At 53.7% G+C, this 23,752-nt stretch carries 16 protein-coding genes; 9 read left to right on the top strand and 7 right to left on the bottom strand.

Going from position 1 to position 23,752, the window contains the following annotated elements:
• Positions 1 to 50: 50 nt before the first annotated feature.
• A complete protein-coding gene (locus tag ACXUPB_RS02805; protein WP_101147350.1) occupies positions 51 to 1,379 on the bottom strand; it encodes a short-chain fatty acid transporter in 1,329 nt (442 codons plus the stop codon).
• A 35-nt stretch (positions 1,380 to 1,414) separates the two neighbouring features.
• A complete protein-coding gene (locus ACXUPB_RS02810) occupies positions 1,415 to 4,831 on the bottom strand; it encodes a molybdopterin-dependent oxidoreductase (protein WP_472955223.1) in 3,417 nt (1,138 codons plus the stop codon).
• A 92-nt stretch (positions 4,832 to 4,923) separates the two neighbouring features.
• Between ACXUPB_RS02810 and ACXUPB_RS02815 the strand changes: the two genes are divergently transcribed.
• Positions 4,924 to 5,841, top strand: a complete 918-nt coding sequence (locus tag ACXUPB_RS02815) for a LysR family transcriptional regulator (RefSeq protein WP_472955225.1) — start codon at positions 4,924 to 4,926, stop codon at positions 5,839 to 5,841.
• 128 nt (positions 5,842 to 5,969) lie between these two features.
• Here the strand turns inward: ACXUPB_RS02815 and ACXUPB_RS02820 are convergent, their stop codons facing one another.
• The 4 genes from ACXUPB_RS02820 to ACXUPB_RS02835 form a co-directional block, all read right to left on the bottom strand.
• The gene (locus ACXUPB_RS02820; protein WP_335597497.1) at positions 5,970 to 6,245 is read right to left on the bottom strand and encodes a TIGR03643 family protein; all 276 of its coding nucleotides are present in this window, start codon (positions 6,243 to 6,245) and stop codon (positions 5,970 to 5,972) included.
• Between the two features lie 3 nt (positions 6,246 to 6,248).
• Positions 6,249 to 7,643, bottom strand: a complete 1,395-nt coding sequence (locus ACXUPB_RS02825) for a PepSY-associated TM helix domain-containing protein (RefSeq protein WP_472955228.1) — start codon at positions 7,641 to 7,643, stop codon at positions 6,249 to 6,251.
• Positions 7,644 to 7,739: 96 nt separating this feature from the next.
• Positions 7,740 to 8,372 (bottom strand): class I SAM-dependent methyltransferase, encoded by a 633-nt coding sequence (locus tag ACXUPB_RS02830; protein ID WP_472955229.1) that lies wholly within the window; start codon positions 8,370 to 8,372, stop codon positions 7,740 to 7,742.
• A gap of 323 nt (positions 8,373 to 8,695) precedes the next feature.
• Positions 8,696 to 9,043 (bottom strand): helix-turn-helix domain-containing protein, encoded by a 348-nt coding sequence (locus ACXUPB_RS02835; protein ID WP_472955230.1) that lies wholly within the window; start codon positions 9,041 to 9,043, stop codon positions 8,696 to 8,698.
• Positions 9,044 to 9,538: 495 nt separating this feature from the next.
• Between ACXUPB_RS02835 and ACXUPB_RS02840 the strand changes: the two genes are divergently transcribed.
• The 3 genes from ACXUPB_RS02840 (at position 9,539) to mdoH (ending at position 16,340) form a co-directional block, all read left to right on the top strand.
• The gene (locus tag ACXUPB_RS02840) at positions 9,539 to 11,884 is read left to right on the top strand and encodes a putative bifunctional diguanylate cyclase/phosphodiesterase (protein WP_101147343.1); all 2,346 of its coding nucleotides are present in this window, start codon (positions 9,539 to 9,541) and stop codon (positions 11,882 to 11,884) included.
• Between the two features lie 357 nt (positions 11,885 to 12,241).
• Positions 12,242 to 13,828 (top strand): glucan biosynthesis protein G, encoded by a 1,587-nt coding sequence (locus ACXUPB_RS02845; protein ID WP_101147342.1) that lies wholly within the window; start codon positions 12,242 to 12,244, stop codon positions 13,826 to 13,828.
• A complete protein-coding gene (mdoH, locus tag ACXUPB_RS02850) occupies positions 13,821 to 16,340 on the top strand; it encodes a glucans biosynthesis glucosyltransferase MdoH (RefSeq protein ID WP_472955234.1) in 2,520 nt (839 codons plus the stop codon). The genes ACXUPB_RS02845 and mdoH overlap by 8 nt, the downstream gene beginning before the upstream one ends.
• On the opposite strand, the gene ACXUPB_RS02855 is transcribed toward mdoH, so the two are convergent.
• Positions 16,323 to 17,285 carry a helix-turn-helix domain-containing protein gene (locus tag ACXUPB_RS02855; RefSeq protein ID WP_101147340.1) on the bottom strand — a complete coding sequence of 321 codons (963 nt, stop codon included), beginning with the start codon at positions 17,283 to 17,285 and terminating at the stop codon, positions 16,323 to 16,325. The genes mdoH and ACXUPB_RS02855 overlap by 18 nt on opposite strands.
• A gap of 210 nt (positions 17,286 to 17,495) precedes the next feature.
• Between ACXUPB_RS02855 and ACXUPB_RS02860 the strand changes: the two genes are divergently transcribed.
• From ACXUPB_RS02860 to aceK, 5 genes are all read left to right on the top strand, one after another.
• Positions 17,496 to 18,911, top strand: coding sequence for an ethanolamine ammonia-lyase subunit EutB (locus ACXUPB_RS02860; protein WP_101147339.1), 1,416 nt, complete (start codon positions 17,496 to 17,498; stop codon positions 18,909 to 18,911).
• Complete coding sequence (gene eutC, locus ACXUPB_RS02865) at positions 18,901 to 19,737, top strand: ethanolamine ammonia-lyase subunit EutC (RefSeq protein WP_101147338.1); 837 nt, start codon at positions 18,901 to 18,903, stop codon at positions 19,735 to 19,737. The genes ACXUPB_RS02860 and eutC overlap by 11 nt, the downstream gene beginning before the upstream one ends.
• A 128-nt stretch (positions 19,738 to 19,865) precedes the next feature.
• Positions 19,866 to 21,305 carry an ethanolamine permease gene (gene eat, locus ACXUPB_RS02870; protein ID WP_339934295.1) on the top strand — a complete coding sequence of 480 codons (1,440 nt, stop codon included), beginning with the start codon at positions 19,866 to 19,868 and terminating at the stop codon, positions 21,303 to 21,305.
• An 83-nt stretch (positions 21,306 to 21,388) separates the two neighbouring features.
• Positions 21,389 to 21,883, top strand: a complete 495-nt coding sequence (locus tag ACXUPB_RS02875; protein WP_101147336.1) for a CIA30 family protein — start codon at positions 21,389 to 21,391, stop codon at positions 21,881 to 21,883.
• A gap of 86 nt (positions 21,884 to 21,969) precedes the next feature.
• A complete protein-coding gene (gene aceK, locus ACXUPB_RS02880) occupies positions 21,970 to 23,730 on the top strand; it encodes a bifunctional isocitrate dehydrogenase kinase/phosphatase (RefSeq protein WP_101147335.1) in 1,761 nt (586 codons plus the stop codon).
• The last annotated feature ends 22 nt before the right edge of the window (positions 23,731 to 23,752 follow it).

Genomic DNA, 23,752 nt, shown 5'->3' on the forward strand with positions numbered 1-23,752 from the left:
CCTACTAAATAGGTTACTTATACACTCTACTCAATCATTCTGGGCGTATCTCAAGGAAGAATGAGCAAAGTGCCGCCGATGATGATGCCGGAGACTAACAAGATCACCGCACAGAACCCCATAATATCGCGAGCTTTGAGCCCAGCAATCGCTAATGCAGGTAGTGCCCAGAAAGGTTGAAGCATATTGGTCCAGCTATCTCCCCACGCAAATGCCATGGCAACCTTGGCAATATCTGCGTTCAAAGCTTGTGCTGCCTCCATCAGGATGGGTCCCTGTACTGCCCATTGGCCGCCGCCTGAAGGTACGAAAATATTGATAATCCCTGCAGAAATGAAACTAAGCGCAGGTAAAGTAGCTGGTGTGGCATGCTCAATGAAGAGCTGAGCCATGGAGGAGGTTAAGCCTGAAGCGCTCATCATGCCCATAATGCCAGCATAGAAAGGAAACTGGATCAGCACTCCACTAGCGCCCGAAATACCTTCCTGCACACAATCGAGATAACGACGCAAAGTACCGTGCAATAGAATGCCGATGAACAGTAGTGCGAAGATCACCACGTCTAGCGTAAGTCCACCGCCATTAGCCAATGCGTAAACCGCCATCGCGGCTAACCCCATTGCCCCAATCAGTCGTGCTAACCACACCGAACGCTCCAATCGCTGAGCGGGGCGCATATCATCATCGTCACTCTTCGCAGGCAAAACCTCAGGATGTACTTCCACGACTTCCTGCAATGTTACTGGCTGGTCGATGTTGCGCATCATCAGCCGATTGGTTAGCGGCAGAGCAACCAAAAGCGCCGCTAAGATGAATAAGTTAAAACTGCTGAGAAGCGTCTGGCTGGTAGGAATAAGGCCAATGCTGCTTTCCAGAAAGTGACCGGGGGTAGCCAGTGTCAGTGGGACCGCGCCGGATAACCCACCATGCCAAACAAGAAAGCCGGAATAAGCGCTGGCTATCAGCAACCGGTAATCCACCAGGGGAACTCTGCGTGCCAGTTCACGGGCGAGAATGGCTCCAATAACCAAGCCAATGCCCCAGTTAACCCAGGTTACGATGAGAGAGGTTAGTGTCACTAGCACGATAGCACGCTCGGGCGTACGCGCAACGCTCGCGATGCGCTCTACCAGGCGGGTAAACAGCGGCGCCTTAGCAACAATAAAGCCAGTAAGTAAGATGAGCGCCATCTGCATGGCAAAGGTGTGTAGTGACCAAAATCCTCCGCGCCAATGATCAAGCATCGCTACTGGGCTTTGGCCCTCAAATAGTATGCCCGCACAGAACACTACCAAGGTAATGAGCACAACAAGCACAAAAGGGTCGGGCAGGTAACGGTCGAACAGCCGCACACAGCCATTGGTGAAATGTTTTATCATTATTTCGTTTCTCCCGGGTTTATGTGAAAAGCAGGTCAAGCATCCAAACTAAGGTCGGTCAAAGGAACCGATTGGCACGTCAGGCAGCGCCCTTCCTCCGCTGGGGTATCTACCAAGACATGAACGTCCCCCTTCATAAGAGTGAGTGAACAGCTTTCACACTGGCCGACACGGCAACCGCTAGGCAGTTGAAGACCCTGTTTCTCTGCGCTTTCAAGCAAGCTGCCGTGCTGAGGCTGCCAAACAAATTCGCGTTGTGAACGTGCTAAATGAATGCGGCGCGGCTGCATAGCGTCTAAGACGGGGCGTGAGGGGGCGGAAAACGCCTCGTGAAAAATCTCAAAAGGTAATATGCCCTGGGCTACCAGTAGGCCACGTAGGGCATCCATCATGACGGTAGGGCCACAAAGGTAGACGCGGGCATCGTGCCCCACGTGTGAGAAGAGCAATTGCTCATCCACAATGCCGGCATGATCGAAAGCACCATCAGCGATATCACTGGGGCTAGGTTCACTGTAAACATCCAACACCTGGAGGCGGGGCAAGCGCTGGCAGAGTTCTTTGAGGCGCTCACGAAACGCATGGCTCTGGCCGCTACGGTTGGCGTACAGCAGCGTGACTGATGGCATCGTGCCAGCACCTTGGGAATCCAGGGTTTCCAGCAGCGATAGAAAAGGCGTAATACCAATGCCACCAGCGATAAGTACTAACGGATGCCGATGACGAAGTGGCAGAGTGAAGTTGCCGCCAGGCATCTTCATGCCAATCTCCATGCCAGCCTGCAACTGGTCATGAATGTGCTGCGATACACTTGGGCTCTCTATCAACGAGTGGGAGCGGCGCACGCTGATGCGATAACTCATCCCGGACGTTGACTGAGCTGGAGCCGCGCCGGAAAGCGAATAGGTGCGTTCTATCCAGGCCCCATCAATAGAAAAGCGGAAAGTAGCGTGCTGGCCGGGTAGGTAAGAAGGCAATGGCAAATCGCTGGATGGGGTTAGCCACAGCGAGGTCACATCCTCGCTCTCTTGAATCTTCGCGCTGATGCGCATAGGGCGAAAGCCGCTCCAACGAGTACCCGGTATTTCCGCAGGACGCAGGTCGCAGGCAGCACTACGCAGCGGCAACGCGCCGCTCAGCGGGTCGCGTCGGCGAGCAGAAAGTGCGGCATTAATATTGGCAGAGCCAAGACCATGCAGCGCATAACCAGAACGACCGAGGTCGTGACAGGCCTGCCACCAACCATATTCGGCTACCACCAAATTATTGCTTAGGTTCTCATCGAGCTTAACGCACAGCTGTGCACTACCCTGCTCACCAAGGATCTCTGCCCAAGCGCCTTCCACTAGCCCTTTAGCCTTGGCAAGTGCCGGTGAGATAGACACACTCGGTTCGGGCGCCCGGCGGCGCAAAGAGGCCAACTGGCGTTGTTGGGAGTGGCAGTAATAGCCATTTTTCACCGTGATTAACGTCAATGGCCATTCGGCGGAAGTGGCTGGTTGTGGTGGCACATACGAGGGCACCGCCGGGTAGCCATTCTCTGCCAAGGTTTGGGAGTAGAGTTCTACCCGGCGGCTTAACGTTGAAAAACCCTGACAATGACCCTTTGCGTCCAGCAATGTATGGCGCTCAGTTAGCTGCTCCAGCGGTAAACGAATACCTTCAGGACGGCGGCGTAGTGTCGCTACATCAAGCCCCATTGGGGCAAGCATATGGTTCCAACCTTGCTCAATATCACCGTGGAAGAACGCCTCTGCCATGCCCAAGCGGCAACCAAGATCCAGCGCGATTTGGTAATCAGCACGGGACTCACCACGTGGCGACACCATGGCAGGGCGTAACTGCACATGGCGTGCTGCTTCAGCGTTAATCTCAAAACCGATGCGCAAGCCCTCCCGTTCCCACGGGGTATTCACCGGCAGCAGAATATCGGCAAAGGCATTAGTAGGCGTATGGAAAAGATCGCAATGCACATGAAAGTTGAGAGCGGCAAGAGCACGCTCACCGCGCTCGGCCTCAGGCTGTGAAACCAGCATATTGCCGCCAAAGCAGAATAACGCCTCAATGGGGTAGGGAACGCCGCTTTCAATCGCCGCATAAACATCCTCCGCCGTTACCCAACCACTGGCTGCCGGGCCAAGGGGGCGTTTACCAAGCCCCAGTGCTTTTTCCCGCTGTCCCTCTGGCATTAATTCTAAGCCGTTAACGGAGTTGCTCGGCGGTGTGCTCCAGCGGCGATTACCGCCAGGGCGGTCGAAACTACCCGTTAAGGCATAAAGCGTCGCAATAGCACGCTCAGTTTGCGTCGCGTTGGTGTGCTGGCCAATGCCGGTCCAACCGTGATAGCTAACGGCATCACCAGCCTCACCTATCAGTGTCACCGCGCGTAAAATCTGTTCAGCTTTAACACCTGTTACCTGCTCGGCACGCTCCAAAGGCCATTCGGCGCAGGCCTGGCGGTAATAGCTCCAAGCAGGGCGGCAGCGGATTACCTCCATACTCTCCGGGTGAAGTTCATACTCTCCCTCCAGGGCAAGTTGGGCAGCTAACGACTCAGAAGTCTTAAAGCGGTTATCCAAACCAATAGGCGCTCCTTGTTCGGAATGCCATGCCATAAAGCGTTCTGGATTGAGGGGGTCACGTACATAGCGTCCAGTGGCTACGTCCACCAGCAAACAGGCATTGCTCCAAAGGCGAATAAAATCAACATCAAAACGGCCCGTAAGAATCAACTGATGGGCAATTGATAGCGCCAGAGCGCCATCAGTACCCGGATGTGGAGCAAGCCACAAATCGGCCTGTCGGGCATGCGATGTTTCACGAGGATCAATCACTAGTAGCCGGGCCCCCGCCTGTTGGCCCACCCCTAACTCACCAGCTTGGGAAAGCCACACATGGGAAGGATTGTGCCCCCACAGCACGTTAAGTCGCGCATTGGCGTAGTCCGCGTTGGGAGTGCCGCAGCCAAAAGTGAAGGTATGAGCAACATCTTTATGCCAATTACAAATTTCTGTGCCATAGATGGTATTGGGGCTGCCAAAGCTACGGATAAAGCGCTCCACCCAATCGATGCTGTCAGAAAGTGGCGTGCCACTAGGGGTAGTAACAGCGAAGGCAACTCGCTCAGCTCCACGAGCGTGGATCTCGTTCAAGCGGTCGGCAATCTCAGTTAGCGCCTCCTCCCAACTGATACGCTTCCAGCCGGGGTCCCCACCATTTTTTGGGCGGGTGCGCTTAAGGGGATATAAAATACGTTCAGGGTGATTAACCAGCTCCGGCGCCGCACGTCCCTTTGCGCAGGTACCGCGGCCAGTGGGGTGGCCTGCCAATGCCTCAACCGCCACCAGCTTGCCATTTTGAACATGATTGAGCGTACCGCAGCGAGAGCGGCACAGCGTACAAAAGCCGGGAAGGGCGGCGGCGGGAGTCGTTGTAAGTGTTGTAGATGCCATAGGTAAGTGCTCGAAACATTTAATTCATCCTATCGCTCCACAAACGCATCAAGCTAATATGTATTTCAAGTCGATTGATATAGGTTTTATCTATGACGCTGCAGCAATTACGCCACTTCCTGGCCATCATAGAGACCGGCACGCTTTCTATGGCGGCGCAACGTTGCCATATCTCCCAGCCCTCAATGTCAGCCTCGCTTAAAGCGCTGGAGAACGATTTGGGTTGCCTGTTATTCACACGACATTCCAAAGGGTTGTTGCCCACTGCAGCAGGGCAGTCTCTGCAGCAATATGCTGTTCGCCTACTTCACGAAGCGCAGCAGGCTAGAGAAAGCGTTCGGTCATTGCCAGATGAGCCCTGTGGCACCTTGCGCCTCGGGGTAACCGAAACTATCTCGGCCTACATGCTGCCCCGCTTACTTCAAGGGCAACTAAATATATTAAGCGGTGTTCAGCTAACTATTTCTGAAGCCAGTATCGAAGATATTCAACAGCAACTGCGGGCTGGCGACATTGACCTTGGGTTGTTAGTCATCGATAACGTGTCCCCTGCGGAAGACTTTCACTGTGAACGGCTGTTTGACTCCCCACGGCGGCTATGGGCACCCACAGGTCATCCCTTGCTACGCCGAGCTCACGTTAAGTTAAATGACGTGTGTGAATACCCCTTTATTCTGCTAGAGATGGATGAGCATATAGCCACCTGGGAGCGCTACTGGAAAAGGCAGCCGCGTAGGCCACAAGTGATTACGTGCAGCCGCTCTATTGAAGCAGTGCGCAGTTTAGTCGGCATGGGTATCGGCGTGACGATTTTATCCAATCTAGTGTTTCGTCCCTGGTCGCTGGATGGCGACCACTTATCGCGACGTGAACTAGCAGAAGATGTGCCCGGAATGGGCATTGGCCTGTTAAGTAGAAAAGAACCGTGCTCTACCGAAGCCCAACGTTTTACTCACCATTTGAAAGGATTGCTTAAACAGGGCGGGTATTGGGGAAGTGTGGGCGATTAAAAATGGGCTCTAGGTAAGGCAAAACTACCCGTCATTGATGAAACAGCCCCTTCTTTAGGGTCTGTTAAATACTGTCAACCAGCGCGTATTGGAGAGGACGCTTTCGGAAGCATTTCTTTTTCCAATCATCAGCGCTTATATTGCGTCGGGCAGTAGCCGCGAAGTACATCGGGCGAACGCAGAGCTTGGTGCTTTGTCGCGCGGCCGGTGACGCGTTTGCGCCATAGGCGAAACGAAGCGGGTTTGAGCTGGTGGCGCATTACTTCTATGACGTCCGGTTCGGCTAAACCATACAGCGTTTCGATCGCCTCAAACGGCGTTCGGTCTTCCCAGGCCATCTCGATAACGCGTGACTGCTCGTCATCGGGTAAGCGACGAAAGCGTTTAACGGGTGCTTTTGGCATCGATCACCTTGATGTATTTGAAGGGTGGGCATTTAGGTGGCGGGCAGTGTAACGCTTTTTCACATACCAGCGTAGCGCATCGATCACGATAAATATCGCGAGACTAACGCCTAAAACGGGTAGCGCCATACCTAACGCGATAGCAACTAACAGCACGCTGAGCTTGGCTTTAATCGGAAGCAATAACCATGGCTCTGAAACCGTTGGGAAACGCTGGCCACTCGCCGTGCGCAGCCGACGCCATGCCATGGCGTACCCCCAGCTCATTAGCGTCACAAGCCCTGCAGCGATCAATGCCAGCACTACTTGATTGACCAAGCCAAAGAGAACCCCCATATGCAGGTCAATCCCCCAGCGGGTGAGCTTGGCGGCTAAGGGGAACGTGGCAAAGTCGGTTTGATCGGTGACCGCCATGCTGTGCGGATGCAGCGCGACCTGGTCCACCTGGGTGGGCCAACGCCGATCAATTTCTGCTACCCGCCAAGCCTGGTTTTCACTGGTTGGTGGAGAGAGTTGAATGCGATCTGCCGTTAGCCCTGCCGCCCGTGCCGCCATGAGCGCACGATCAAAATCTTCTGGCAGCAGCTGTGTACTGGCTGAAACGGGGGCTGCATGACCGTGATGTTCGGCATGCTCGTCAGTGATTTGGCTATCAGGATCGATCAGTGCTGTTGAGGCGCTAGGTGTGTTCCAACCCCAGGCATTGCGCAGCTCCGCGATATTGCCCCCCGCCCATTGCGACCAAGTAAGTCCCGTCACCGAGAAGAACAGCAGTCCGATGGCAAGTACCAATCCCAGCGTGGCGTGACGTCGCCGGGTTGTAGGGGCTCCAGAAACCCTTTTCAGCGCAGGGCGCTGCCACATCCACAATATGACGCCACCCAAGGCAGCAAGCCAAAGCCAAGACGCGGCTAATTCGCTGTAAAGGCGGCCTACATTACCCATCAGCAGCTGACGGTGAAAATGATCAATCGCTGTGCGTAGCGGTAAAATACCGCTGGTGCCGTAGACCGTTGTATCGCCTGTCACGATGAGCGAAATAGGATCAACAAACACCGCTCTATGTTCCGAAGGGCCAAGGTTCGTTGCGTTAAACATGAGGCGCGTGGTGTCGCCGAGCTCAGGAGCCGGGCGAACGGCGCTTGGGAGCGTAGCATCACCTAAGAAGTCCTGAGCAGCGGCAATCTGAGCGGACAGTGGCTGTGGGTCACCCTGAGTTTCCCCATAAAGCGTGTCGTAATAGAGCCACGCTTCAAGAGGTGGGCTAAGCAGGTAAGCAATGCCTGATAGCGCTGCAATAAGAATAAAAGGTCCAATAAAAAGACCAATATATAAGTGCAGGCGACTAAGCAGGGCAAGCAGAAGCCTTTGGGTACGAGCGGAAGAGGGCGGTGGCATGGCAAAAATCCGAGCATGATCGGCGAAGAAGTTTGCCAGAGTAGCCAATCCCCTCGGCAATCACCAGCGTGCAGGCAGCGGTGAAAGGTCACATGCTTAACGGTTAGCAAGCGCTGGTTTGGTAGCTAACAGCGCACGGAACAGGCCATTCATCAGCACGGGTTCATCGTGGCGAATCGTGAAGCCAGCCTCCGCAAACAGTGGTTGGGCTTGGCGGGTAATATCGGTGGCAAGTGCTGATGTCAGATGGTTCAACAGGCGTCGGCCCGCCCCAGCAGGCTGTTCATCCGGCTGGAACTTATCCATCACACACAGCTGGCCGCCTGATTTCAGCACACGGTGTGCCTCTGTAAGCCCTCGCTGTGGGTTAGGCATGACCGCAATAATCAGATGCATGATGACGGCGTCAAAGTGCTCGTCGGGGTAGTTGAGCGCCTCGGCATCCATCACCCGACACTCCACATCGCGGCGTAGCGTTTCAGCTCGTTTAGCCGTGCGCTTAACCATCGCTGGGGCTAAGTCGGTGGCATGTAATTCAATGTCATGAGGCAGAAAAGGTAGGTCTAGCCCTGTACCGGCGCCGACCAACAACACCCGCATACCTGGCTCCCAATCGACCTGGCCTAGCGCAATACGCCTTGGCCTGCGGAAAGCACGAGCTGCAACCACGTCATAAAAAGGGGCGTAAGCGGTATAACGCAGGCGGTTCCAAGCAGTCGTGTTGAACATAACGCCTCTTTGCAGCGCAACGCTGCGATGGCTGAATAGCAAAACCTGACTATTTACATCAGGCTTTTCTATAGCATAAAAATGGCTGTGCAACCAATAGGGTGCACTAGTGCACTAGTGCATTAGAGCTTCTTAATTCTGGTTTTATAAGATTAATGTGTGAAGTCAATTGTGCTGTTTTAAATACCATAAAGTGTAGACAATCTATTATAAAATATTATTGAAATAATAGAGAATGCTAGTTGTCTTATGGGGCTATGTGGCGGTTGCCACGATTGCTTTGTATTAAGGTGACAAGAACATGTGCTTGTCATCTTATATAGTTACCCTTGCTGCAAGCGCGTCGTTAAATTCTCCACTAAATCGATCACTAGTTGTCGGTCATTTTGGTTTAAAGGTGCCAGAAGCTGTTTCATTCTGCTTGACTGATCATCAACATGAAAGCTTGCTTGGCCGAGTAATTCTGCAGCTTCGCAATTAAAAACCTCCGCAAGTTCTATTAGACGCACAATATTGGGTATCACCCGCCCGCGCTCAATGCGAGAAACGGCTTCATTGCCAACGCCTAAGCGCTCAGCGACTTCTTCTTGGGTCATTTGACTGCGAACCCTTTGTTTGGCAATGGCTCTGCCAATACTGCCTGCAAGCCGATCCTGTTCTGTTTTATTCACAACGTCCTCCATTAGACCTAAATAGTTGAGGAACGACCTATTGACATGAAGGGCTGTTTGGGTTGAATATCAACTTCTAAGGTTGGTTTGGATGATAAGGGTAACTTTTTGTTTCGTATGGTTGCTGTTTGAAGTATTAGTTGTTGGTGGAGGTAAGGTTAATTGAGCGTTTGAAAAAGAAAAAGCCTAAATGCTCAGGGTAAAGCCTGGAAGTTTGAAGCGGGTAGGTTAATGCTGTAAAGGAAAAGAGAGTTATATGTCAATATTTAGTAATAAAGTATGAGTTAATTTTTAGTAGTGTTGAGCTTCTAGCTGGAAGGTTTTTAAAGTGAATGGGTGTCAGTGGCTTGATTTTTTCATTAAAGTTTTTGAAGCCTGAGTAGATGCTGGAATATTTTATATGACGGGTATAAGTGATGTTTTCAATAATGCTGTTCAGAAAGAGCTGGCAAGTAGCTTGATTTTGGCACGACTAATCCGAAGGCGTTTAATACCATGTCTCTTACCTCGGCACCAGAAATTTTTCGACAGTTAGCGGATAAGCTATCTTACGTCAGCGAAGAGGGCTTTTTTCACCACCTTGTGAGGTCCTTAGCGGGTATTCTCAAGGTGGATCATGCCGTTGTAGAGCATATCGATAGCCACCGTGAAATGGCGACCACGCTGGCCATGTGGTCACATGAAGCGTTCAGTGAGGGGGCTCCTTATGCTTTGGAAGCCACGCTATGCCAACAAGTAGCTGATCTATCAACATATTTTATTTCCTCTCGGGTTTGCCAGCACTTCCCGAATGATAAGCGGCTAAATTTACTCAACGTTGAAGGGTATTGGGGCATCGCTATCACAGCGCCTGATGGCAGCTTTTTAGGCGTTATTGCGCTGATGCACTCCTCTCCTTTGGTACTACCTATATATGCCGATTACGTATTACGTATTGCTTCCGCGCTAGCAGGGGCTGAACTGGCACGTCAGTTATCGGAAAGCCACACCCAAGAGCGGCTACAGTATAAGAAGCGGGCGCTGCAGCGTATTGGTCGGCAGAATGAAACACTGGTTAATACCATTAATGAACAGCAACGCTTTCAGCAAGCGGTTGTTAGCGTGGCGACTGCGGTCTCAGCAACAAGTGGTGGGGCGTTTCTGCATCAACTAACCGCCCATATGGCGGAGGCGCTGTCTGCCGAAGTGGGCTTTATTGCGTTGTTGGACGAGCAGAATTCAGATTTTTCGCATACCTTAACGCTATATGTAAATGGTCAACTGCAGGATAATTTTGCCTATTATCTGCCTGGGGTTCCCTGCCATAAGGTGATGGTTGAGCAGGAGTGTATCGTTCATGAGGGTGCCGCCATCATGCTGCCTAAGGAGAGCAACGGGGCCCTAAGTTGGGTAAATGGCTATGTAGGACGTCGGCTTGATAACAGTCACGGTCAGCCGATGGGCCTTATGGGCGTCATGTTTAAAAAGCCGCTAGATGAAGTGGATATCGTGCGTAATGTGCTGCAGATATTTGCGGCGCGTGCAGCTTCAGAGCTTGAGCGTCAGCGAGACGAAGTGCGTATACGGCAATTGGCCTTTTGTGATCCTGGCACTCAATTGCCTAATCGGGCCGCTTTTATGCGCCACTTAGAGCGAGTCTTCGCCGATACGAAGACCCCTGAGTTGGCGCTATTGCTGCTTGATCTGAACCATTTTAAAGAGATCAACGATACCGCAGGGCATGATCTGGGCGATTTAGTTCTGAAGGGCGTTGCTAGCAACTTTGCAGCGTCGCTAACGAAGGATGAGTTTTTGGCCCGATTAGGGGGCGATGAGTTTGTCGTCGTTTGCCCTGGAGTCGGAGCGATTGGCGCGTTAGCTGCCGCTCAACGGTTGTGCGATAGCATGGCATACCCGATGCTGGTTGAGGAGCACTCCTTTGAACTCTCAATGGGCATCGGTATTTCGCTTTGTCCCCAGCATGCGGCAACGCCCTTGGAGCTGTTGAAGCATGCTGACATCGCCATGTATCAAGCCAAGCGGCAAAAACTTTCCACCTGTGTATTTGAACCCTGGATGGGGCGCGTCATCTCTGAGCAGTTGAATATCGCCAAGCGCTTAGCGTCCGCTATTGCAGAAAAACAGTTAAGCTTGCACTTTCAGCCTCAGGTGGATTTAAACAGTGGCCAATTAATTGGCGCCGAAGCACTGTGCCGGTGGCATGATGAAGAGCTTGGCGACGTATCTCCGGGTAAATTCATTCCCATTGCCGAAGAGCGTGGGATGATTGTAGCGCTTGGTTATTGGGTGATTGAAGAAGCTTGCCGACAGCTGGCTGAGTGGCGGGCTCAGGGCTATTCAATGCCGGGGCAGCTAGCGATCAATATTGCCGCCCAGCAGTTCGAGGAAGAAAACTTGGTCGCCAACCTGCTCGATAGCTGTGCTAGTTTCAGCATCGAGCCCTCGCAACTTAGCTTGGAAATTACCGAAAGCGGCATCATGGAAAATCCTGAAAAAGCGATCGCCATGACCGAAGTGTTGAAGGGCAAGGGGCTGGGGCTATCTATCGATGATTTTGGCACCGGCTACTCATCGCTTGCCTACCTGAAGCGCTTTGCCGCCGATAAAATAAAAATCGATATCTCGTTCGTCCGCGATATGCTCACTAGCGACAATGACCGTGTGATCGTGGCGACGATTATCGCCATGGCGAACACGCTAGGGCTTGAAACCATTGCCGAAGGTATTGAAAGCAAAGATCAAATCGCCGCCTTGCTTTCACTTGGCTGCAACCAAGGGCAAGGTTACTACTTTGACCGACCTCTGGTCACCGATCAGTTTGTTCAGCGCTGGCTCTGCTAATCTAACAGGTAGAGATAGGTTAAGTATTGGCGAAGGGTTTTCGTAAAACTACGGCTTGTAATAGACCACCCGCTTAATGTAGCGCCTCTCCACGCGGTTCAACATACTGAGTAAGTTCTAATTTTTTGCCTCAGTCCTTTCAAAAAGCTCGGTCAGTCAGGGTGCCAAGTAGTCTAGACTCATGCTATACCTAAAATGTAATCTAATCTTTACATGCGCGCATGGTGTGTATGTTGGCGATGGCGAGCAATAGCAAAAGGACGCAATTAGCTGATCGAATGGTCTCTCACGTATGTCGATTCGGCAAATAAGCGTATTTGAATTCAGTCAAAGGATTGTACAGGAGGATTACGCTAAATGAGTGGATCGACCCCACAGAGTAAATTTTCACGCCGTAACGATTTTTTTTCTCTAGCCGTTCTAGGTGGGCTGCTGATTGGAAGCATTCCTGTTGAGGCTTTTGCGTTTGGCTTTGATGATGTCGTTAAAAAAGCAGAGGAACTCGCGCAGCAGGGCTACCGCGCCCCGGAAACATCGTTGCCCAATGAGCTGCGCGAACTCAGCTTTGCAGAGTATGCGCAAATACAGTACAAGCGAGATCGCGACGTTTGGAGCGGTAGAGGCGCACCTTTCACCCTGAGTTTTATCCATGAAGGGATGCATTATGACAGCGCCATCCAATTAAACAGCATTGATCAGGACGGTGAGGTGCATGGCTTTGCTTATAACCCAGATGACTTCACTTACGGTGATTTAGGTATCTCCGACGAAGCGAAAAATAGCGATGGCGTTGGTATTGCTGGTGTCAGGATCAACCATGCGCTCAAGGAAGGAAATCGCAATGAGGAGGTGATGGTCTTTCTGGGGGCAAGCTATTTTCGCGCAATTGGCAGAGGGCAGGTTTATGGTCTTTCAGGGCGCGGCCTGGCTGTTGATACAGGGTTGCCCTCAGGCGAAGAGTTCCCTCGCTTTAGCGAAATGTGGATCATCGAGCCTAGCCTAGAAAGTCAGTACTTGACGATTTTCGCCCTGCTTGACTCGCCTAGCGTTACCGGTGCCTACCGCTTCGTGTTACGCCCCGGAGAAGACACCTTAGTAGACGTACAGTCGCGGCTATATTTGCGCCGGGCGGTCGAGAAATTGGGGATAGCACCACTCACCAGTATGTACCTTTACGGCCCAGAACAGCCCTCTTCGACACAACACTATATCCCGGCAATCCATGACTCTAATGGCCTATTAATCAATGATGCGCAGAATGGGTGGGCATGGCGCCCGCTAGCCAATCCAGCCCGATTGATGATGAATCGACACGCAACGCCTCAGTTACGCGGGTATGGACTGATGCAACGTGGTCACAATTTTAGCGATTATCAGGACATTGCCGCACGTTATGATCTGCGCCCAAGCGCCTGGGTTGAGCCACAAAACGAATGGGGGGCCGGTAGCGTTGAGTTGATCCAGATTCCCACCGACAACGAGACCAACGACAACATCGTATCAATGTGGTTGGCTGACGAAACGCATGATCCTGAAACACCGCTGGCGTTCGATTACCGTATTACGTTTACAACCGATGAAAGCCGTCACCTTGATCCTCAGCTTGCGTGGGTTGAAGAAACACGTCGCTCACGGGGAGAAGTGATACGCGATAATCTGGTGCGTGAGCCTGACGGTACGCTCGCTTTCGTCCTCGATTTTATCGGGCCCTCGCTTTCCGGCATCCCCAGCGATGCCAATATGAGCGTAGAGGCCAGCGTTGGCGATAATGGCGAATTAGCCAATAGTCGCGTTGTGCATAATCCAGCGACCAACGGTTGGCGTGTGTTTGTTAACGTGAAGCGCGATAATGGCAACCAGCCTTTGGATATCAGGGCCAAGCTAGTACTCGAGGGCAAGCAAATGTCCGAGACTTGGTATTACAGGCTGCCCGCTAATGGCTGAGACAATGTCCTCTTCCCAGGCAACGCCAACGGATCTGTATTTAGAACGATTGGCATTGGAGACCCGGGATCGTAAGGAGCGCTACTCGTTATTAGTCGGTGACCTTGATAAACAGGATATGGCTTCGCTACATGCTGCGTTGGGTGGAGATAGCGAGGGTGAAGGTGATTGGCAGAATAAAAATAGTGATGATCCAGCGGCCTTATCAGTGGGACGACGCTTGGCGCTTGCCTATGCAGAGCCGCCGTTAGCGCCGCCAGAGGTATTGTCAACGGATGCATCTGGCATTACGCGTCTACGCACTGCGCCACCGATGAAACGCACGCCGTTGGCCCCCCAGAAGTGGTCGACCAATCCTTTCATAAATATTGGTCGACGTTTCAAGCGCTGGGCTAACGGGGATTTTCGAAAGCGCAGAAGAGAGTCACCCTCCGCGTCCTGGAAGTGGGTCGCCAGAAGGCGTCGTTGGATTTTGCTGGTGCTGATTTTTGGTCAAAGTATCATTGCCGCCAATCAGATGCGCACTGTACTCCCCGGCCAAGGCCTGCAGTGGCTTGAGATCACTATCCTATCGTTGTTTGTGCTGCTATTCGCCTGGGTATCGGCCGGGTTTTGGACGGCCTTGATGGGGTTTTTCCAGCTATTACGCCGCCATGACCGTTACGCCATTGATAGCGAGGTGGGTGACGAGCCGATTGATGATGAGGCGCGCACAGCGTTGCTGGTGCCCATATGTAACGAGGACGTTGCCAGGGTATTTGCCGGCGTGCGCGCCACCCTGGAGTCTTTGCGCAGCACGGGTAATGATCGGCATTTTGACATCTTCATCCTGAGCGATACGTCTGATCCCGATATTGCCATTCAAGAAACCTACGCCTGGCTGGTGTTGTGCCGTGACCTGAATGCTTTCGGCCAAGTTTACTATCGCCGTCGGCAGCGCCGTGTCAAACGCAAAAGCGGTAACCTTGACGATTTTTGCCGTCGCTGGGGGGCGCTCTATCGTTATATGGTGGTGCTGGATGCCGATAGTGTCATGAGCGGCAAATGCCTGACCCGACTGGTGCAAATGATGGAGGTGCACTCCAGGGTCGGCATTATCCAAACAGCACCACGCGCTTCGGGGCGCCTAAATCTGTACGCCCGCATGCAGCAGTTTGCGACGCGGGTTTACGGGCCGCTATTTACCGCCGGGCTCCATTTTTGGCAACTGGGCGAGTCGCACTACTGGGGCCATAACGCGATCATTCGTCTGGCCCCGTTTATGCAGCACTGCATACTGGCGCCGCTGCCCGGTAAAGGCTCCATGTCGGGGGAGATTTTATCCCATGACTTTGTCGAGGCGGCGCTGATGCGACGTGCGGGTTGGGGGGTGTGGATTGCCTATAAACTGGAAGGCAGCTATGAGGAAATGCCGCCTAATTTGCTGGATGAGCTCAATCGCGACAGGCGCTGGTGTCACGGAAATTTGATGAACTTCCGGCTGTTTTTCTCACAAGGTATTCATCCGGTACACCGTGCCGTCTTCCTGACCGGTTTAATGTCTTATCTGTCAGCGCCGCTATGGTGCCTTTTTTTAATTCTTTCCACCGCACTTCTAGCCGTGCATAGCTTTAGCACGCCCGACTACTTTCCCGAGCCGGGGATGCTGTTTCCTGTTTGGCCGCAATGGAATCCCACCTTAGCGGTGGGCTTGTTCGGCGTGACGGCATTACTGCTGTTCTTGCCCAAGTTGCTAAGCGTATTGCTGGTATGGATAAAAGGTAGCCGCCACTATGGCGGGCCGCTCAAGGTATTGACGAGCATGGTGCTCGAGTCGCTATTCTCGATGTTGTTAGCGCCGGTAAGAATGCTGTTTCATACCCGGTTTGTACTCACGTCAGTAATGGGGTGGGCGGTGCAATGGCGCTCACCATCGCGGGAAAATAGCGATACGACATGGGGGGATGCCATCCGAGCTCATTGGACACAGACTCTCATTGGAGCTGTGTGGGCAGCGGGTGTTTACGTTATGGAGCCTACCTTTCTTTGGTGGCTCTCGCCCATCGTCGTCGCTTTGATGCTGTCTATCCCGGTATCGGCACTGTCGAGCCGTGTCTCGTTAGGGCGGTTCTGCTTTCAAAAGCGGCTGTTCCGGATTCCTGAAGAAACGCAGCCACCACGGGTGCTGCGACGCATGGTGAGTTTGCTTGCCCAGATGAACACCGGGATGTCGGCACCCTCTTTTGTCCGAGTGGTGGTAGAGCCCGTGCCTAATGCGTTGGCGACGGCTTTAGGCACATCACGGCACACCGATGTCGCGCCCATACGCCAGCGCCGAGCCGAGCGGGTTTCTCGCGCCGTGTTGATGGGGCCAGCGGGGATGAGTCGATTGGAACGATTGGATTTTCTAGATGATCCAGTGATGATATCTCAATTGCACTATCACCTATGGGTCGATAGTAAGGCGCATCACAGTTGGTTTGAATTGGGTCTGCCAGGGCGTGAATCCACGGATCTACCGACCTTTAGCTAAGCTTACTTTTGGGTTAAGCGTATGTGACGGACACTCACCAAACTGCTGCTTATAGTCGTGGGCGAATTGGCCCAGATGCCAGAAGCCCCAGTAAGTGGCTATTTCCGTTACCGACTGTTCGGGTGATGCGGCTCGCAGCGCCCGACGGACACGATTGAGCCGCGTTAAACGTAAATACTGCAGCGGGCTAATGCCCAAAATGGCCGTAAAGCTGTACTGCAGCGTGCGCCGACTAACATGGGTCAACTGGCACAGTTCATCCATGGTGACCGGGCCATCCATATGCTCGTCCACGTAGCGCTTCACCCGGTCAACCACTTCCTTGCGGTGCGCGTAGCTGGGGGGCAGCTCTGCACTAGGCTGTTCGGCTTGCAGGAGTTCAAGCAGCGCCATCAGCAGAATGTCTTGATGTATATGGCTGGCAATTGCCAGCGTTTGGCTAGTCAGCAGGCGCTCGATAAGAAACGCGACGGCATTGAGCGTTTCGGTCGCCGCTTGCCGACGGGGCATGACGTGCCAGCCTGTATCTAAGCTCATCCCCTGCCGCTTGGCCGCCTCTGCTAACGCTGGCAATTGAATCACCAGCCCATAGATGTCGAATCCTTCCGGCGTCACCAATTCAAAATCCCGCCCACCGGGGCGGCACATGACGTCGCCCTCGCTAAGCGCTTGGCCATTGATCCGCGTGCCATGTCGCGTCGTGGGGATGCCGATCCATAGCGAGTTTGGCCATACCCGACACTGCTGGCGTAGCGCTTGTCCGGTGTGCTCCTTGAAAACTTGCATCGTTTCTAATGCCACTTCATCCAGGCGACCATAGAAGCTGCCAGGGCTGAGCTGGTCGTACTCCTGCTGCCAGCGCGTCAGGTTTTGCGCGTGCTCATCGGCATCGAACGCTTCCTGAACGCATCTTTTTGGTGCAAATGCGTTGTCGAGCGTGGTCATGGGGCTCTCCTTGTGGCGTTATATGCATTCAATATTGCTGGACTAACGTCCTAACTTTATGTATTTATTTAAATTTATTAAATATTCTTGGGTTTGCCAAAACTCGATACTCCCTCTCTAGTGATAGCGCTATGGTGGAAACAAGCAAGTTTCGTACCTCAACGCGCAGCCAGCGCGATGTAAAGCAGTCATGACAAAAAGGACCGCTCTATGGCGCAGACCTATCACACCACGGTGGGAAGCCGCAGCTATCGCTTTGCAAGCCTGGCAGAGTTGATGGCCAAAGCCACACCGCCTCGTTCCGGCGACCGCTTGGCCGGGGTAATGGCGGAGAGCGCTGAAGAGCGCGTGGTCGCTCAAATGGTACTCGCCGACCTCCCGCTTACCACTTTTTTGAATGAGGCCCTGATTCCTTACGAAGAGGATGAGATTACCCGGCTGATTATTGACGATCATGACGCCGACGCCTTCGCTCCCCTACGTCACCTCACCGTCGGCGACTTTCGTAACTGGCTCTTATCCGATCACGCAACTAGTGACGTATTAACAGAAGTAAAAGCGGGAATTACCCCAGAAATGGCCGCCGCCGTCAGCAAGCTGATGCGCAATCAGGATTTGATTCTGGTGGCTAAAAAGTGCCGGGTCACCACCGCTTTTCGCAATACGATTGGCCTGCCGGGGCGGCTCTCGACACGCCTTCAGCCCAACCATCCCACCGATGATGTAACCGGTATTGCGGCCAGTATTTTAGATGGCCTGCTCTATGGCAGCGGCGATGCAGTCATTGGCATCAACCCCGCGACAGATAACGTCGCCCAGAGCGTCAAGCTGATGCGCCTGATGGATGAGGTAATTCAGAAGTATCAAATTCCCACCCAAGCCTGCGTGCTTACCCACGTAACGAACACCTTGGAGGCGATCGAGCAGGGCGCCCCGGTGGATCTGGTCTTTCAGTCGATCGGCGGCACCGAAGCCACCAACCGCAGCTTTGGCTTTGATTTGGGTACTCTCGCCGAAGCCGAAGCTGCGGCGCAGTCGCTCAATCGCGGCACGGTGGGCCGCAACGTGATGTATTTCGAAACCGGCCAGGGCAGCTCGCTCTCCGCCGATGCCCACCACGGGCTCGACCAGCAAACCTGCGAAGCCCGCGCTTACGCGGTAGCGCGTAAGTTCAATCCGCTGCTGGTCAATACCGTGGTGGGCTTTATCGGCCCCGAGTACCTGTTCGACGGCAAGGAGATCACCCGTGCGGGCCTTGAAGACCACTTCTGCGGCAAGCTGTTAGGCGTCCCCATGGGCTGCGATGTCTGCTACACCAACCACGCCGAAGCCGATCAAAACGATATGGATAACCTGCTGACGCTGCTGGGCGTGGCGGGCTGCAATTTCATTATGGGCATTCCCGGCTCCGACGACATTATGCTCAATTACCAGACGACTTCCTTCCACGATGCCCTCTACGCACGGCGAGTCCTGGGGCTCAAGGCCGCGCCCGAATTTGAACGCTGGCTCGAAGAGATGCAGATTTTCCAGGATGTCAGCACCCACCGGCTCAATGACCAGCTTCCCGCCGCCTTTGCCAACAGCCTGCGCCACCTGCCCAAGGAGCCGCGACATGTCACATAAACCCTCATCCCCCATCGTAGTGGAAAACCCTTGGGAGCGGCTAAATGCCTTTACCGATGCGCGCATTGGTCTGGGGCGCGCTGGGGTTAGCCTGCCGACCAGCAAACTGCTGGCATTTCAGTTAGCCCATGCCCAAGCCCAGGATGCGGTTCACTGTCCGCTGGATGTGGAAACGCTCTCCAACGAGCTGACCCAAGCCCTCAATTTGACTGAGGCGCCGCTTCGCCTACACAGCCACGCTCAAGACCGCGCCATGTATCTGCAACGACCCGACTATGGCCGTCGCCTTAACGACGAGACCCGAGAGCAGTTGCAGCAAGCGGCTACTTCTCAGCAACGCTATGACCTTGCGGTGGTTGTGGTCGATGGGCTTTCCGCGCTGGCCGTGCAGCAAAACAGCGCGCCCTTTCTTAGCACGCTTTATCAGATGTTGAGCAGTGACGCCGCCGATTGGCAGCTAGCGCCGTTAACGATTGTTGAGCAGGGGCGGGTGGCCATTGGCGATGAGATTGGAGGGCTGCTCAATGCTGACGCCGTGCTGGTGATGATCGGCGAACGACCAGGGCTAAGCTCGCCAGATAGCTTAGGGCTGTATATGACCTGGGCACCGGAACCGGGGCTTAAGGATGACCGGCGCAACTGCATTTCCAACGTGCGCCCGGCGGGTTTGCAAATAGAGGAGGCCGCTAGACGCTTTTTTCTACTCTTAAAAGAGGCCCGCCAGCTCAAATTGTCTGGCGTTAAGTTGAAAGACCGCAGCGAAGACGATGTGTTGGAAGGCGAATCAGCATCAGGCTCGACGCGTAACTTCCTGGTGGCGGATTAGCTTCGCCCCAAAAACGACACCTATAACAACGATCAAACAACAACAGTCACATAACAAAATGGAACAGCGTTAGTAAACAACAGCACGCCGCTGACGACGATTTCGTTCCACACTGAAAGGGCAAAACGATGACACAACCATCGATTGATCAGGTGTATTTGGCAAAACGCCAACTACGCAAAGGCACCGCTGGCTGGATACTGCTAGCAGGGCTTGGGGTTTCCTACGTCATTTCCGGTGACTTCGCCGGGTGGAACTTTGGCATCGCTGAAGCGGGCTGGGGTGGCTTTGCGATTGCCGCCTGTTTGATGGCGCTGATGTACTTGGCTTTGGTGCTGTCGCTCGCGGAAATGTCAGCGGCACTTCCCGCAGCAGGCGGTGGCTATAGCTTTGCCCGCCAGGCAATGGGGCCTGCCGGTGGTTACTTAACCGGGTTGGCGGTATTGATCGAGTACGCCTTGGCCCCAGCGGCGATTGTGATCTTTATCGGTGCCGCGGTAGAGGCGTTAATCGGTATTGACGGCCCGCTGGTGTACCTGATTTTCTACGCCGTGTTTATTGGCATTCATTTGGCAGGCGTGGGGGAAGCGCTCAAGGTCATGATGGTGATTAGTGGCCTAGCGGTGTTCGCCATTCTGGCGACCGCTGTCGCGCTGATAGGCAGTTTCGATGCTGCCAACCTGTTTGATATTGCGCCCACTGATGCGGCGGGCGCCAGCACCTTTATGCCGTTTGGCTGGTACGGCGTTTGGGCGGCGCTGCCGTTTGGTATGTGGCTGTTCCTGGCAGTGGAAGGTGTACCGCTGGCGGCGGAAGAGGCTAAAGACCCCGCCCGAGATATGCCCAAAGGCATTATCGCGGCGATGCTGTTTCTGCTCTTCACTGCACTGTTAGTCGTGGTGCTGCTGGCCGGTGCGGCGGGTGCCGAAATGATTGGCCAAAGCGGCGTGCCATTAGTAGATGCGTTGAACGAGGCGGGCAACCCGACCCTGGCCACGCTGGTTAACGTGCTGGGCTTGGCTGGGCTAATTGCCTCGTTCTTTTCGATTATTTACGGCTACAGCCGATTGGTATTTGCGCTCTCACGGGCGGGCTATTTGCCTAAGCGCTTATCGCTGACTAGCGGGCGTAAGGTGCCTTATTTGGCGTTGATCGTACCGGGCGTATTTGGCTTTTTAGTCTCACTCAGCGGTGAAGGCGACTTAATGCTGGGGATGGCCGTGGTCGGAGCAACCATTTCCTACGCACTGATGGCACTGAGCCACATTATGCTGCGTGTGCAGCAGCCTGATCTGCCTCGCCCGTATAAAACCCCTGGCGGTGTTGTCACATCAGGCATTGCGCTGGTGCTTTCCCTGGTCGCGCTCACCGGGGTATACGCCTTCGACCCACGTGCCTTTAACTACACCATTGTGCTGTTCATTGTTGGCGCAGCCTACTTCTTCCTCTATAGCAAGAATCATCTCGTTGCGAAAACCGCCGAGGAGGAGTTTGCGCTAGTGGTCACATCACCTGAAGAGCTGGATAGCCAGGATTCAGAACCAGCGGTCACGACGGCGAAGCTATAATTTGCAAGGTTAATCACCTAGGCTGAACGAGCCTCTTTGCCCTGCGGCAAAGAGGCTTTTTTAGCTAATGAGAAGGAGTAATCATGGCGTTGACATTTGATAACCCAAACGAGCAGCAGCGCTGGTACGCGGTTGACGATGGCGTAATGGGCGGTGTTTCTCAGAGCACATTTAGCGTTACTGACAACGAAGGGCGCTTTCATGGCGAGGTGTCGCTGGAAAACGGCGGGGGCTTTGCCTCGGTTCGCCGCGAGCCCAACGGTTTTGAACCAACCCTGGCGGATGCCTGGGGAATAGCGCTGACAGTGCGGGGCGATGGGCGTACCTATCAGTTGCGCCTGAAAAGCACCTCCCTTGGCAATGCCTCAGCGTACCGAGTGAAATTTACGCCTGCTCAGGATAGCTGGGAAACGCTGCACTTCCCCTGGAGCGTCTTTGAGGCGGTGCGGCGTGGCACGCTGCTCAACGATGCCCCCGCAGTCACGCCCAGCGAGATTCACCAGCTCGGCTTTTTAATTGCGGATCGAACGGCAGGGCCTTTCCGTTTGCAGGTCAGCCGCATTGAATCTGTTCGTTAACGGAGCACGGGTATCCACCAAGGTCGTCTCGCATGTAGTTTACCGTTAGGCAACGCTACTAGCGTAAATCCACAGGAGTACGGCCCGTGAAGCACGCACCTGCATACCGCTTAGCGACGACGATTTTGCATGGCTTCGATGAGTACCGTGCGCGTTTTAAAGAGATTACTGCCGATGCCAGCCGTCGTTTCCGTGACGCGGCGTGGCGCGAAACGCAGCAAGCCTCCGCGGAGCGGATCAATCTATATAAGGAGAAAATCGACGTTACCCTGGGGCGCTTAAAGCGCACTTTCGATCCCGAAGTGGTATCCCACTGCGAGTGCTGGCGAGAGGCGCGCAACCACTACGCTGAGCTGATCAGCCTCCGACTCGATTATGAACTCGCTGAAACCTTTTTTAACTCGCTGTTCTGTGCGATTTTCCATCATCGCCATATTCGCAACGACTGGATGTTTGTGTATAGCTCCCGGGAGGATGCCGCCCACCGCTCGGGAATTGACTTATGCCGTCGCAAACAGGTTAACGGCGACTGGCAAGCTGCGCTCAAATGGGCGCTTATCGATGCTCCCTTCGAAAATCGCTTTGCGGAGATAGACCAGGATACCCACCTCGGCGCCACCTTCTTACAGCAGCACTTACCCTCGGCGATGTTGGACGACGATGATACTGAAATCGAGCTGCTGAATAGCGTCTTTTATCGCAATAAAGGGGCTTATCTGGTGGGACGGATTATCGGCGGCGGTGAGCAGGTGCCACTGGTGCTACCGGTACTCCACGGCGAGGGTTTTGGTGAGCAGGCAGGAGGCGATGCCAGCCTGAGCCTGGATACGGTATTGATCGAAACTGACGAGGTGTCGATTATCTTCTCCTTCACCCGCGCTTACTTTCAGGTGGAGGTGGCGGTACCCAGGGAGTTTGTCGATTATCTTCAGCAGTTGATGCCGCATAAGCCAGAAGGTGAGCTCTATGCCTCAATCGGCTTCTTCAAACATGGTAAAACCGAACTTTTCCGGGCGCTGAATCGTCAGGTCGCCAAGCGGGAGGAACAGTTTATTATTGCCCCTGGCGTGCGTGGCATGGTGATGGCGGTGTTTGTGCTGCCCAGTTTTCGAACCGTGTTTAAGATCATTAAAGATAAATTCGACCCGGCCAAAGACGTGACCCACGCCGTGGTGCGCGAAAAGTATCGACTAGTAAAGCGCCATGACCGAGTAGGGCGTATGGCCGATACGCAAGAGTTCTCCAATTTTATTGTCCGTCAGGATCATTTTGCGCCGGAGTGTCTGGAGCACTTACTGGAAGTGGCGCCCTCAACCGTTGTGTTGAAAGGCGATAAGGTGATTATCAAACATTGCTATACCGAGCGCATGATGACACCGCTGAACATCTATCTGGAGCAGTGCAGCGACCAAGAGAAGGAGATGGTGCTTAAGGATTACGGCAATGCCATTAAGCAAATGGCTGCGGCGAATATTTTTCCCGGCGATATGCTGCTGAAAAATTTTGGCGTGACACGCCATGGAAGGGTGATTTTCTACGACTACGATGAAGTCTGCTACCTCACCGAGTGTCGTTTTCGGCATATGCCCAAATCCCAGGGCAATGACTTCCAGGGGGGGGATACGTTGTCCATCGGTCCTAACGATATTTTTCCAGAGGAGTTTGGCCCTTTCATGTTCGCTAATAAGGCGCTGCGCGATATGTTCATGGCGCAGCACCCCGAGCTATTTGATCCGGAATACTGGCTGGAACTGCAGCAGGCCATCATCGATGGGCGCGTCATCGATGTTTATCCTTACCGTAACAAGCAGCGTTTTGCGGGCAGCATCGGGCAGCTAGTATATTAGTGTTTGACTTAAGAAAAAGTGG

It is taken from the genome of Vreelandella sp. DA03-1M (genome assembly GCF_055725665.1).